Raw genomic sequence first — 14,291 nt, forward strand, 5'->3', positions numbered from 1 at the left:
ACCGAAACCTGTTTTCGGTAAACGGCTGAAGGCATCGTGACTCATCCTTGGTTATTACCCACCATTATCGCGGCTACGCCTTCCGCCTTTTTTCTATTTTTTATTTACCTGTATTTATATAAAAAAGAAGGACAGAAGGCCTTGCTTGTATGGTCCATCTGCTGGCTATTCCATCTTTTGGGTTATTTCGGAAATATTTTACAAGTTGGAGGAGCGGAATCCTATAAATATTTTCCAGCCTTCTCCATAGACTTTATTAGAGCGTTTTTCCAATTCTTAGGATGTTTTTATTTTTTGAATAAATCATTCTCCAGGCCGTTCCAGGTTTTATTCGTGTTGACCGGCATATGGGCATTGTATTTGGATTTTGAGAAGATTAGAGATCCTTATTTAATCTGGCCTATCTATATTCTAATCGGTGGATCTCAAATTTATGCGGGGGTCATTTTTCTCCGAACAAAAAACCTGATCCAGAGTTTAGGTAAAAGTATCGCCGGTTGGATCTTCATTCTTTGGGGAATCCATGTACTTAACTATCCGTTTGTCCGATTTCATCCCGAATTCGGATTTATCGGCTTTTTCCTTGCCGGTCTCTTTAGATTCTCTTCCGCAATCGTAATACTACTCGTATTCTTTGAAGAAACGAAAGCAGCACTTTCCAAAACGGAAGAAAATTACAAAAAGATTGTAGATACTACCTTAGAAGGGATCTGGCTCATAGACAAGGATGCCAAGACTAAATTCGTAAATTCTAAAATGGCCGAATTTTTAGGGATGAGCGAAAAGGATCTTATCGGCAGAAGTTTATTCGATTTTGTAGCAATGGACCAACGGGGTTCAGTGAACCATAGATTGGAAGAAAGAAGGCAAGGACAGGCGGAAGTTCATGATTTCTTTTTCAACCGTCCTGATGGAGAACCTGTCTGGCTTTTGATGTCCACAAATCCTATCTTTGATCCCCAAGGAAATTATGAAGGCGCACTTGCAATGTGCACTGATATTACGTATTATAAAAAAACAGAAACCGCTCTAAAGGAAAGTGAGAGGCAACTTTCTACTTTGATCCGGAATCTTCCGGGTATTGCATATCGTTGTGCTTACGATCCTAATTGGACTATGGAATTTATTAGCGACGGGTGTTTCGAACTTACCGGGTATTCTCCCTCCGATTTCGTTTCTAATCGCACAATTTCTTTCGGAGAGATCATCCATCCTGAAGATGCGGAAAGAGTATTTAACGAAGTTACGGAAGCGGTCAGCAAGAATATTCCATACAGACTAGTCTATCGGATCTACCGGAGAAGTGGAGAAATGCGTTGGGCTTTCGAACAAGGTTCCGCAGTCAGGGGAGAAAGCGGAGAATTGATCGCTCTCGAAGGGTTTATTACGGATTTCACCCAAGTAAAACTTGCGGAAGAAATTATGGCGAATGCTCTCCAGGAAAAAGATATCCTACTAAAAGAAGTCCATCATAGGGTCAAAAATTATCTGCAAGTATTATCCAGCTTACTTTCCATCCAATTGGAACAGGTAGAAGCAAGTAATCCGATCCAGGTATTGACAGAATCCCAAAATAGGATCCTATCAATGGCTTATGTACATGAATCTTTATACGGAAAACATAGGATCAGTGATGAATTCTTTCCGGAATTTGTAAGTAGGCTTGTAGATAGTCTGCTCAAATCATTCGGTCACCAAAAGGAAGAGATCAAGATTTTCTTAAATTGCGAATCTCTTCCGATCAAACAGAATTCCGCAATCCCCATCGGTTTGATCCTGAATGAGTTAGTCACCAACGTATTAAAACATGCATTCTCTTTCAAAAAACATTCGGAAGAGAAGATCATCAAGATCTCGTTTTACAAGGACGGAAACTGGATCCATTTGGATGTTACGGATAACGGGAAGGGAAAATCCTCGAATTCTAAACCGGAAGATTCCATGGGCCTGGAACTTGTCGATCTTCTAACCAAACAATTAAAAGGATCCGTAATGGATCTTTCTTCCGAGCAAGGGACCGTTACTAGGATACGATTCCCCGCATCTTATTAGATATAGTTATCGGGAATCCATTTGTAGGAGTTCCCACACCGGCTGAAGGGCGCCCCCACCCTGAGCTTTGGGTGGGGGGAGTGGCTCGTGGGAGACCCTTTGCGCATATCATGAAATTACAATCTTAGCAATCAAATTTTGTAACTCTTTCATGTTGGAATTCCAACATGAATTTAGATTTAAAAGTCAAATCCCCTGAACCTTTGCCTCTACGAAATCCGAATCCCCCAAGACCTCAGGCTCCCGATGAGTGACTTCCCTGAAAGTATCAAAATAATTTTCGTGATTTGTTCCCATGATCCTATCCCAAATATTAAAATACAAACCGTAGTTACAATTAAAGTATTTATGGTGCATATTATGGTGGGTTGTAGAATTATGAAGTCTTAATATTCTATTCTCTATAAATCCCTTCGGAAAAAGTTCGAATGAAAGGTGACCTAATACATTTAAAAAATTGCTATAAAAGAAAAATACCACAAGTGCAGTGGTATGCACTGGCAAAAATAGGATCACTAATGGTACGATCCCTGCTTCTACCACTGCTTCGTACGGATGAAAAGAAAAAGCAGCCCATGGAGAAGGGTTTGTCGACTTATGATGCACTAAATGCATTCTTTTGAAAAGAAGAGGATGGTGCATCAACCGATGGGTCCAATAAAAATAAGTATCGTGCAGAAATATTAATGCAATAATGCTGAATAGAAGATAGGGAACCCCGTAATCCTCTACTCTATCATAAATAAAAGTCCAGCCTGCTTTTTTCATCAAGACCACTAAGATCCCGGAAGCAGCAAAAATCAAAAGAGTGATCGCTGAATATTTGAGTTCGTGGGTGATTTTATCTTTTTCAGGAAGTTTTTTCTGTATAATCCTGTGCTTGAGCTTATCTTTAAAGATGACCCAAATAAAAACGTAAGCGATCCCTGCCATTAAAATATAGCGGAACCATAACATTCCTAAGGTCAAAAAATAGTAGGCGGTGTAGCCTATCTGATCCACGATCTCGTTCATCTCTTTCTCTCCGTGTGCGCACAGTTTACACGATAAGACCGAGATAAGCCTACCCGAATTTTAAAAACCCCTAGCTGATTTCAAAATCGGCGGTATTTTTTAGGGATTCGTCCCTGCCACGGTTACGGCGAAACTCGGTTGGAGTGACTCCAGTAAGTTCTTTAAATGCACGATTAAAAGGTCCCAAGGATTGGTAACCTAGATCCATAGCGACTCGAATGATGGGAATCTCGTCCTTGCCGGAATCTAAAAGGATCTCACATGCTTCTTGGATCCTATAACGATTTAAGAAGTCGGGAAAATTCCGAAAACCCATGGCCTGGTTGATCAGCCTTCTGAGTTTGTATTCTTGTACTTCTAAATCCTCTGCTAGCTGCCCGATTGTCAGTCCATCTTTTCTATAAAGTTTGGTTTCTTCGAATGCGGAGACTAATTTTTTCTTTAAGGCGGGATCCGCATATACTGCCTTCTCTTCTTTGTCCTCCAACTCTTCCGGTCTCGGGTCTACAAGACCTTCTTTCAATTCGAAGACTAAATACATGAATGCAAGTATAAGTCCCCAAGCTAAGATCACGTTTGCTAAATCTAAAATTTCAGATAAGACCTTACCTCTCAAGATTAGATGAGAAAACATATTAAAAGTGATTACGCTTCCGGTCATCAGTATATGGACTTCACGTAATCTTCTTCTAGTTTCTACAAGATCATCCTTTCTTCCGGAATAGATCCGAATGATTGCGGCCACAACGAAACCCAAGGATAGAAGTGTTGGAATAATGATATGAGCAAGAACCGTTTCCGAAACGATAGGTCCTCTCATATTGATCAGGTCGAGGACTGGATAGACGGACCAAGCGGAGACTCCAACCTTACTCAAAAGTAAAAGCCAATACCAATATTTGATCTCGAAATGATCCTCGAAGATGGCGAGACTTATCATCCAAAAGAAAAAAGGTAAACTGATAAGACCCGCAAATAAAAATATGCGGATAGAATAAGGGATCTTTAGATCAGGATCCAAGGATAAAATGATATAACATACGATCCCGAAAGAAAAACCTCCCGCGATACGTATCCTAAGATCGTAAAAGTATCTCCATCCTAAAAGACCGATGATGAAGATTAAATTCGAAAGACAGAATAAATGTAATATGTCCGTGATCTGCGAGATCAAATGAGTTCTTCCAGTTTTTCCAATTCTCCCCAAAAGTCTTTTGTTTGTAAACCAGGAAGAAATTTCCGGATCAGGCTACTGTCTATAAAACTGTCCTCTCTATCCATTTTTTCTTCGGGAAGAACCTGGATCTTACCGTGATCCTCTAAAAATCGGAATATCTCCAGCCAGGTATGCCATTGCCCATCGGATAAAATTAGCTCGGAAGGCAGATCATTTCCGGGATACGACAAAAGCAAACGTATCGCTTCCGAAATATCGTCGCCATGAATAAGATTTAATTGTCGTTTAGTCTTTTTAACGGAACCCTTTCTTGCCCAGTTTGCCGGATTTCTATCCGGTCCATATATCCCGGAAAGACGAAGGATCTTACCTCCCTTCTGCAAAAATTGTATCTCCGTTTTATAACGATCATGTTCAGGATCTAACGGAGTTTTCTCGGTAATATCAGGCGTGATCCTTTGGTAGATACTAGTAGATCCTAACAGCCAGACCGTTTCCGAAATGGAAAATAAAGAATCAAAAACCTGTTCTTTATTTCCGAGTTTTTGAGCGGGGAATGTGATAAGGCTCGCGTCAAACTTTGAGCCTTCATTTTCTTTGCGGAATTTCTCCAAAGCCGCCGCATCGGAAAGGTCAAGTAAAATAGATCCTTCCGTCTGTGTAGCCCGAGATATACCCACAACAGTATTCTCTTTTTTTAATGTATTTAGAATACGTAGGCCGGTATATCCCAGACCGAAAATCGCGAACTTGGACATTACTCCAGACCGAGTCTTTTATATATCAATCCCACCTTATCTAGATAAGGAGAAATCTGGAAAATAGAATCCAAATCGCCTGGTTTCAGGACCTTTTGTACTTTTGGATCTTCGGCAAGTCTTGTTTTTAGGTTTTGAGAAACATCCGCCCAAACTGCCATCGCATGCCCTTGCACGATCGCATAAGCATCTTCTCTGCTAATCCCACCTTTTTCAATCAAGTGAAGAAGGACTTTTTGCGAGAAGATCAGACCCCTCGTCGTCCCCAAAGTCCTTTCGATCGCATCCGGGTATACATGCAGATTTTTAACTACGAATAACATTTTATCCAAAATATATTCCAAAGCGATTGTGGAATCCGGTACAACTATCCTTTCGGCAGAAGAATGGGAGATATCCCTCTCATGCCATAAGGCTACGTTCTGAAGAGCGGTGGAAACATTAGAACGGATCACTCTAGAAATACCGGAGATCCTTTCGCAGATCACAGGATTTCTTTTATGAGGCATCGCAGAAGATCCCTTTTGCCCCGGAGAAAAAGGTTCTTCAACTTCTCTACCTTCCGTTTTTTGAAGAAGACGAACCTCGGTAGCAAAACGATCCAAACTCGCTGCAGTAACGCCTAACGCGGACATATAAGCTGCATGTCTATCTCTGGAAACAACTTGAGTGGCGATCGGATCAGGCTTGAGCCCTAATTTCTCGCAGACATATTCTTCGATATCCGGTTCTATATTTGAATAAGTTCCGACTGCTCCGGACAATTTCCCAACAGCCACTTCCTCTTTTGCAAGTGCCATGCGGACCCTGTTTCTCTTCATCTCTTCGTAGAATAATGCGAATTTCAGACCTAAAGTCATAGGTTCTGCATGGATCCCATGAGATCTACCTATACAAGGAAGGTCTCTGTATTGGATTGCTTTCTCTTTGATCGCTTCAATTAGCTGATCCGTTTTTTTTAGGATGAGATCCATTGCCTGGACCATCTGCACGCAAAGTGCTGTGTCCCCAATATCGGAAGAAGTGAGGCCATAATGCACATGACGACCTGCAGGCCCGATATAGGAATTCATATTAGTTAAGAATGCGATAACGTCATGGTGGACCTTGGATTCAATCTCTAGAATTTCATCCACATTGAATCTGGCTTTGGAACGAATCTCTTCGAAGTCTTCCTTAGGGACCTCTCCTTTTTTCATCCGGGCTTCGGTAGCCAATATTTCGATTTCTTTCCAAATATCGAATTTGTTCTCCAGTTCCCAAATTTTAGAAATTTCCGGATTCGAATACCGATCAATCATTCCTGTTTCCTCGGGGAAACATCCCCATTGATAGGATTTTTACACTGCTCCGATCCGTAAACGGTTTTTGGGAAGCAGAGACGCAAAGGAAACAAAGATGCACTTAAATCCCACGCAGAGACGCGAAGACGCAGAGGGTTTAAAGGTTTCCACACTCGCCAGCCTGCAGGAGTTCCAACAAACCCAAATCCTCTCTGCGACTCTGTGTCTCTGCGTGCCCATCAACGCTGCGCCTCTTAGCCCAATTCAAAAGAACTCACAAACTCTTTGATCAGATTGATATGATCCACTTCCGGAGATGGGTTTTCCTTGCTAGGTTCGTACAGATGTTCATCGAAAACATGATAGTCAAAAATTTTCAGTTCGAAGTCAGGGATTGTGATGATGATATTTTCGGAATGAATATCGAAGATCAGCTTTTCTTCGGACGCAAGATAACGAGTCACTTCTATTACTCTATGGAAATCCAAAGCGATCTTTTTAAGCTTAGATTTGCTGATGATCCCGAAGCGATGGGTGTCAAAGTTCAATTTCCATTTCGGAAAAAGTGCGTCTTGGATCGGGTTTTGTTTCACCTTCTCATTCAATCTAATGAATTCTTTTAAATGTTTTCCCGGCAGGAGATTTTGGTTATCGCAAGGAGTAAGTGTAACTACCGGAACGCCGAATGGGCTTCTTCTAAAACGTAAACCCATAAAAAACCGAGTAGGTAGCACTAGATCCGGGATCAGGCTTTTTAATTTCCAATAATGCAGCCTTTCCAATCCTAAACGAGCGAACTTAAAACGGATTTCGTCTCTCTTGGATTCTCCCCATGCAGATCTCTGCAAATGATGCATTAGCCCTATTTCTTCCGTTTTCAAATAACGTTCCAGGTTATTCTGCACTTCCTTATACAATGAACCGAAAATTGGATCAGATGGAAGTTTGGATTTTCCTATTTTGACTACTTGATTCCATGGAAGTGTATAAACGAATTTATAGGAGCCTCTCCCAATATAATTCTCCGAGGCAAGAGGCATAAAATTATCCAAAAACTCTCGGCCGTATCTATGCGTTATCCGAAACACATGGGAAACCGGAAAAAGTCTCTCATAAAATTTTCGGGCAAAACCGGACTGCCTAAGACGAAAGTCGATAGGCAGATCCTCTTTTGGGATTTGAGAATCGGCCCTGTCCGGATCGAAAAATAATTCTTTATCTAGACCCTTTTCCAGGATCTCAATAAAGCTAGGGATGCCGGGAGAGTTCCAAAAATTCCGGATCGCCTCTCCGAATTCGCTGAATCTTCCCTTTTTAGCCATTAAAATCCCAAACCTTATTTGGAATGGTAGTACAAATCCCTTTTGTACGCAGGGAGAGCAGTCTTATTTTTTTTAGCAATCTCCAAAGCTTTGTCCTTCTCTTCGTCGATCCACCATAAGGACTTGGCAGCGCCTTCTCCTGAGTATCTGGCAAGAGGGTTTTCCGGAGTTCCGAACCTATTCCAATAAAGGACTCTTGTGGATTTAATTCCCCAAAGTAGAACATATGGAACTTCTTTCGTTAAGATCTTATCTATTTTCTTTAGGATTTCCGTTCTTTTCTTAATATCGAATTCCGTTTTTTGTTGAGCAATGAGTTTGTCCACTTCCGGATTTTTGAAACCGTTGTAGTTATTCTGTCCGTTCTCGTTTGCATATTTGGAATCCCAATGGTGTTCCGGATCCGGGAAAGAACTTCCTGCTCCCCAAGCTGCCCAGGTAACATCAAAATCGTATTTGTCCATTCTTTCGGACCAATTAGCAAGATCGGTGCTCTCGATAGTTACTTGGATGCCGAGCTCCTTCACTCTTTCCATAAATAATGTAAAATATTTTTCTACACTTCTATCTCTTTCTAAAATATGGATCACGAATTGTTGTCCGTCTTTTTCCAGGAATCCTTTTGCATTCGGTTTCCATCCCGCTTCCGCAAAAAGTTTTTTAGCAGCCTCCGGATCGTAATCGATCGGAGGATTGGGTAATTGCCCGCCTTCCCATACCGAATCGTAATAAGAATCGGTAAGTTGGTATTCTCCGAAAGCAAGTTTATCTACCATAAGTTTTCTGTTTACCAAATGAGCGATCGCCTTTCTGATGCGAACATCGTCGAAAGGTTTTCTTCTCATATTGAACGCCCAACCTTGAAAGCCTGACTTTTTATCATTATAGATCTTTTGTTTTATGATATAATTTTTATCAAAAGGCTCACCTGTCGTCTCCTGGACCCAAGTTGCCGCCTTATACACGGGATATAGGTCTATATCACCTTTTTTGAATGCTTGGAAAGCGACTGCATCGTCGTTAAACACCTTAAAGATAAGAGTATTGAAATTATCCGTCCCCTTGTAAAAAGGGTAAGCTCTCATCCAATAATCGTTCCTACGTTTCATTTTTACGTAGATCCCTTTTTTGGCGGACTGTAATTCGTAAGGACCCGAGGTCACCGGGAACTCAAAATTTTCCTTATTAAAATCTTTCCCCGCATAATAATGTTCCGGAAGGATAAAGAAGTCGTACGCGATAAATTCGAAGTTCTTCCAGTGGATCTCTTTTTGAGTGAATTCCACCTCGTATTCGTTCACTAATTTTGGAGCTTCAAAACGAGAAAGATCGATCCTATGAAGTGCGGTATTATTCTTCTTATTCATGATGGTTTCATAAGTGAATAAAACGTCTTTTGCAGTAATAGGCTTGCCGTCGCTCCATCTTGCGTTTTTATCCAAATGGAACGTAAAAGTCTTTTTATCGGAAGAGATCTTCCAATAAGAAGCAAGCTTAGGGAGAGGCTCCAGAGTAATAGGATGTCTTTCCAAAAGTGGTTCGAACATCTGGCCAAAGATCTCGGCAGTTGTGGAAAAATTTTCCAAATACCAATTTAAAGATTTAGGATATTGATGGCTATATATCCTAAAGATCCCTCCTCTTTTTGCGTTAGGAGAAACGGAAGGATTCGGCTTTCTCAATACTTCCGGGATACTATTAGGATCTCCTTCCCAAGGAAGATCTTCAGTTGCGACTGAAATTTGAACTTCTTCCTTATCTTTACATCCGTTCGAAGAGAAGGAGATTACGGATAATAAAAGTATAAAATAGCAAATGTTTAGGAATTTGGAATTTTTTAGAGCAAGGTTCAAAGCACACCTCTTAGGAATGTTCGTGTTCGAAAGCTTCCGGGAAAACCCGATTTCAGGCAAACTTAAATGTAAAATTTTCGATGAAAAGATAGAATGATAAAAGCCTTACAGCTGATCTTTATTTGACCCTATGAGCAAAAACCACATCCGGAATTCGCTTTAAGTTGCCTAAGATCTCCTTTAATTGGTCCAAATGTTCCACTTCTATCATGAAGCGAGCCATCAAAGTATCCTTTTGTACGGTAGAAGCTCCGGCCTCCAGAATATTTGTCTGGGTACCTGAGATACTTTTTACCATCTCCAAGTAAATACCCTGACGATCCTTCGCTTTCACTTCCACTCGAACAGGTACCGGCTCCGTCTGGCCATAGTCCCAATCCACAGTGATCTGCCTGAGTTGTTCTTCTTCTCTTTGTTTTAATGCAACACTACAATTCTTTTTATGAACGGAAACACCACGTCCTCTAGTTACGAAGCCGATGATCTGGTCTCCGGGAAGAGGAGAACAACAACCCGAAAGACGGACCGGAATATCTCGAAGACCTGCTACCAAAATTTTTCCGCCAGCAACTTGGCCTTGGTGTGTGGCTTGTTTGGAAACCTTTTCGTTTGGTTTACGTTTGAGTTCTTCTAATACTTCCGCATTCAGAGTGAGTTCCGCCGCACTCTCTGCTCCTTGTTCCAGATCCTTGCTCGTTTCTTCTCTGAGTTTTCTAAAATAAGCGCGTAACTTTTGTCTGGCAGAAGGAGTTTTAACGATACGAAGCCAGATAGGAGAAGGTTTGGATCTTTTATCCACTACAACTTCTACCTGGTCACCGCTACGCAGTTCAGTACGAAGTGGGATCATTCTACCGTTGATCTTAGCACCTTTGCAATGCAACCCTACGTCAGTATGTATCCTAAATGCGAAATCAAGAACGGTTGCACCTTTAGGAAGTTGTATAATTTCTCCCTTTGGAGTGAAAACGAATACTTCATCCTCATGAAGATCGTATTTTAATTCTTCTAAAAATTCCTTAGGATCTAAAGAAGAATCCTGCCATGTTTGTAGGACTTCCAACCACTTAACCGTTAGATGTCTTTCATTAGCGTGAGTTTTGCCTTCTTTATAAACCCAGTGAGCGGCGATCCCGAACTCGGCAATCGCATTCATCTCAGCGGTTCGGATCTGCACTTCTAAAGGTTTTCCGTCGGGACCGATCACAGTCGTATGAAGTGATTGGTACATATTCGTTTTAGGGGTTGCGATATAATCCTTAAATCTTCCCGGAACGGGAGACCAAAGTGTATGCACAATCCCTAATACTCCGTAACAATCCTTGATCTCGTCGGTAACGATACGGATGGCTCTTAGATCGAAAATTTCGTCGAAGGTCTTTTCCTTCGTTTTCATCTTACGATAGATAGAAAAGAAATGTTTTGCTCTCCCTTCCACATTTGCGTTGATTTGGATCTCTGCAAGTCTCTGCTTTAGGATCAGCTGTAATTTTTCGATATAATCTTCTCTTTCCGATTTCTTAGCACTGATCCTCTTCTTAATGTCCTGGTATTCTTCGGGAAAGATGACTTGGAATGCGAGATCTTCCAGTTCGGATTTGACGGAATAGATACCTAATCTTCCCGCGATCGGTGCGTATAATGAAAGTGTTTCATTTGCGATCCTTCTTTGCTTTTCGGGAGGTTGGAAAGAAAGAGTCCTCATATTATGGGTCTTATCCGCAAGTTTGATCAGGATGACCCTAATATCTTGGATAGTAGCAATAATGATCTTTCGAATATTCTCAGCCGCCTCAGTCTCTTTGGACTGGCTTTTGATCTGAGAAATTTTAGTCACACCTTCCACAAGTTGGGTAATCTCGGTACCGAAATCACGGACCATATCTTCTTTTGTGTATTTTGTGTCCTCGATCACATCATGAAGGATTCCTGCAGAGATTACCTTCTCATCCAGACCCAACTCGTATAAAATAAAACCGACTTGAAGAGGGTGAACTATATAAGGTTCGCCGGAAAGACGGAATTGTCCTTGGTGGGAATCTTCCGAAACCTTATAAGCCTTTTCGATAAGCTCTAAGGCCTCCGGTCCCATGGTTTCGCGGACCCCTTCGAGCAACATTTCTTTGGTGGCAGGAGCCTTAACAAATCCCATACTTTTAGGTCCTTATATCCAAACCAAGATCCAAAAATCTGGTAGTATGAGTTAGGTATCCCATACTCACTCCTACGCCGGGGAATTCGGACAATGCTTCCAGTTTTTCCGGGGTAATCCCGCCGGAACATTCTATTAGGATTTTAGTATTTTTCTCTTTTACCCTTTGGAACGCTTTACGTGTATCAGGTATATTAAAATTATCTAACATTAAAACGTCCGGTTCCGCTTCGAGAGCATCTTCCAGTTGGTCCAGGGAATCTATTTCCAATTCCACCATTCTTCCAGGAAAATTGGATCTGATCTTTCCTACCGGGATTTTCGCAGACCCGAATAAAGCCAGATGATTGTCCTTGATCATCGCCATTTCCGAAAGATCCAATCTATGATTGGAGCCTCCTCCGCAATAAACCGCATACTTGGCAAGTTTTCTATAACCTGGCAGGGTCTTCCTGGTATCCAAGATCATTATACCCTTAGACCCGTATTGATCCACGACCTTTCTAGTCGAAGTAGAAATACCTGAAAGATATTGTAAGAAGTTTAGAAGAATTCTTTCTACACGCAACATGGAGAGAAGACTGCCTTGTATCTCGGCGATCTTGTCTCCTTTGACGAATTTTTCTCCATCTTTAAAGAAGAAGTTAAACTGCAAATCTCCGTCCGAAAGTTTGGAGAGCACTTGAGAGACACCGCTTCCGCAAAGAATGCCCTCTTCCCTAGCGTTTAAGTATGCAATCGCCCTTTGGTCAGGAGAGAATAAGGAAACAGACGTAATATCTTGGTCAGGACAATCCTCGTCCCACGCCATTTTAGCCAGAGGAAAATAATCCGCTGCGCTCGTCTCTGATATAGGCTTAGTATAAGCCCTCTTCACTTGGAATTCACCGCTAAGTAAAACTGTTTCGAATAATAAATGAGGATCAAGCGGAATTCGAAATTTTCAAACTCTACAAAAAAGAAAGGCCCGGAAAAATCCGAGCCTGCTATTTACGTGAGTTGCTAAAATATTAGACTTAAATCAACGAGCTTCTTCGTCGCTTTCCTGTTCACCAGAATCGGAAGGTTGCTCATTTTCTGTAGAAGGTGCTGGAGCCGCAGGCGGCTCCCCCTCCGATTCATTTGTGGATGGAGGAGGAGTTGTCGGATCTTCTTCTTCCGGTTCTTGCTCAGAAGTAGAGGCTGGAGGAGCTGTAGTCTCTTCCTTTTTCTCCGGAGTAGAAGCCTCTACTTTGTCGCTTCCAGTCTGCTTTTTAGGAGCTTTTTTAGGATCAAACTTAGTGGATCCTTTTGCTGGAGGAATTAGTAAGACTTGTTTAGGATAGATCAAGTTTGGATTTTTGATCTTACCACGGTTCGCATCATAGATACGTTTCCAAAGCTTAGAAGTTCCGTAATGTTGTTTGTAAGCGGAAATTCTCCAGAGACAATCTGCAGGAATTTTCTTACGAACTACATATTTTTTCCAGCCTTCCGGAAGTTCTCCGGAGGAAGCAGTAGAAGAATCTTCTCCTTTTTTGGTGGAAGAAGTGGAATCTCCTGCATCACCTTTACGGCCTGCAACGGAAGATCCAGTGCGTAATCTTTCTGCGATATCGTCGGACTGATCTACAACAATGCGGGAAAGTCTGATCGCTTCTTCGGATCTACCAATAGAATCTTCGTATTTTTCGGAGGAGTATAACTCTTCCGCGGAAACCAAAGACTCATCTGCCGCTTTTAAGTTCTCGTCAGCTCTTTGGTAAGAAGTTTGAAGATCTTTGCTGGATTTCAGTTTGGATTGGTCTATCGTAGATAACTTATCTTTAGCTTTTCCGATAGAATCTTTTGCTTCTGCCTTCTTCTTGAGTGCGTAAGCTTGGATATTTTTTGCTACAAGTTCGGCCGATTTTTGGCGGATCGCATCAACTTCGGAATAGCCTTCTTTGATCTTTCCTTCGTCAATTTTTGCCTTAGCAGCATTCAAACGTTCTCTGGTCTGAGCTACTTCAGGATCTTGGCCGCCGGCATATCTGTCCGCATCATCCAGATTTTTTTCGATATCTGCGAGAGAATCGATCAACTGTTGTTTTTGGGAAAGAGCCAAAGATTTGGCATCGCTTGCCGCCTTTTTGGACTCCAGATATTTTTTATTACTTTGTTCGTACTGATCGAAAGCTGCAAGACGGGTCTTAAGTTTTGCCTCGTCTCCGGATTCCTTAGGATAGGATTCCAAAGTGCGATCTGCATTGTCTCTTAAAGTGTCCCCTTCTTTCTTAAGTTCTACTGCATTATTATAGGGTTCTGCAGCAAGTTGGGAAGCATAAGCCTCATCCGCTTCGTTAATAGCGGTATTAGCTCCAGCCTTGGACTCTTCGGTCAATTGAGGATAAGATTTTTCTAATGCATCGTACGCTTTACTTTTTGCGTATTCAGCGCTTTTTTTAGTCTCGCCCAAGTCTTCGTTAGAAGCTTTTTCATGAGCGATCAAAAGACTTTTGCGAGCTTCCTCAAATTCTCCGGAAGAGTATCTTTCTGCGCCTGCATCTTTAGCGCGAGTGATAGCGGTTTTTGCTTCCGCCAATTCTTTTACGGGTAATTCCGAACCACAAGCAACCAGGAATCCTAAAACTCCCAGTACCAATGATGGGAACGATATAGCTCGAAAAGTTTTCATTTGTTTTGCACCAGCCAGAGGATC

The 14,291-nt window shown here is 41.7% G+C and carries 10 protein-coding genes; 1 reads left to right on the top strand and 9 read right to left on the bottom strand.

The window, feature by feature from the left end; genetic code table 11:
- Positions 1-36: 36 nt before the first annotated feature.
- Positions 37-2,052, top strand: coding sequence for a PAS domain S-box protein (locus tag LEP1GSC185_RS13235; protein ID WP_008595218.1), 2,016 nt, complete (start codon positions 37-39; stop codon positions 2,050-2,052).
- A gap of 186 nt (positions 2,053-2,238) precedes the next feature.
- Here the strand turns inward: LEP1GSC185_RS13235 and LEP1GSC185_RS13240 are convergent, their stop codons facing one another.
- The 9 genes from LEP1GSC185_RS13240 to LEP1GSC185_RS13280 form a co-directional block, all read right to left on the bottom strand.
- The gene (locus LEP1GSC185_RS13240; protein ID WP_008595365.1) at positions 2,239-3,066 is read right to left on the bottom strand and encodes a sterol desaturase family protein; all 828 of its coding nucleotides are present in this window, start codon (positions 3,064-3,066) and stop codon (positions 2,239-2,241) included.
- A 70-nt stretch (positions 3,067-3,136) separates the two neighbouring features.
- Entirely contained in the window at positions 3,137-4,240 is a 1,104-nt protein-coding gene (locus LEP1GSC185_RS13245; protein ID WP_008594528.1) for an AraC family transcriptional regulator, read from the bottom strand.
- A complete protein-coding gene (locus LEP1GSC185_RS13250) occupies positions 4,237-5,001 on the bottom strand; it encodes a Rossmann-fold NAD(P)-binding domain-containing protein (RefSeq protein ID WP_008595877.1) in 765 nt (254 codons plus the stop codon). The genes LEP1GSC185_RS13245 and LEP1GSC185_RS13250 overlap by 4 nt, the downstream gene beginning before the upstream one ends.
- Positions 5,001-6,302 (bottom strand): adenylosuccinate lyase, encoded by a 1,302-nt coding sequence (gene purB, locus LEP1GSC185_RS13255; RefSeq protein WP_008594300.1) that lies wholly within the window; start codon positions 6,300-6,302, stop codon positions 5,001-5,003. The genes LEP1GSC185_RS13250 and purB overlap by 1 nt, the downstream gene beginning before the upstream one ends.
- A 236-nt stretch (positions 6,303-6,538) precedes the next feature.
- Positions 6,539-7,606: a hypothetical protein gene (locus tag LEP1GSC185_RS13260; RefSeq protein ID WP_008595603.1), complete on the bottom strand. Its 1,068-nt coding sequence runs from the start codon at positions 7,604-7,606 to the stop codon at positions 6,539-6,541.
- Between the two features lie 14 nt (positions 7,607-7,620).
- The gene (locus LEP1GSC185_RS13265; RefSeq protein ID WP_232298518.1) at positions 7,621-9,423 is read right to left on the bottom strand and encodes an extracellular solute-binding protein; all 1,803 of its coding nucleotides are present in this window, start codon (positions 9,421-9,423) and stop codon (positions 7,621-7,623) included.
- Positions 9,424-9,577: 154 nt separating this feature from the next.
- A complete protein-coding gene (locus tag LEP1GSC185_RS13270; RefSeq protein WP_008593770.1) occupies positions 9,578-11,611 on the bottom strand; it encodes a RelA/SpoT family protein in 2,034 nt (677 codons plus the stop codon).
- Between the two features lie 4 nt (positions 11,612-11,615).
- Complete coding sequence (nadC, locus tag LEP1GSC185_RS13275) at positions 11,616-12,488, bottom strand: carboxylating nicotinate-nucleotide diphosphorylase (RefSeq protein WP_008594969.1); 873 nt, start codon at positions 12,486-12,488, stop codon at positions 11,616-11,618.
- Positions 12,489-12,632: 144 nt separating this feature from the next.
- Complete coding sequence (locus tag LEP1GSC185_RS13280; protein ID WP_024864031.1) at positions 12,633-14,267, bottom strand: lipoprotein LipL71; 1,635 nt, start codon at positions 14,265-14,267, stop codon at positions 12,633-12,635.
- Positions 14,268-14,291 lie beyond the last annotated feature (24 nt).

The sequence above is a fragment of the Leptospira licerasiae serovar Varillal str. VAR 010 genome, assembly GCF_000244755.1.
Taxonomy (GTDB): domain Bacteria; phylum Spirochaetota; class Leptospiria; order Leptospirales; family Leptospiraceae; genus Leptospira_B; species Leptospira_B licerasiae.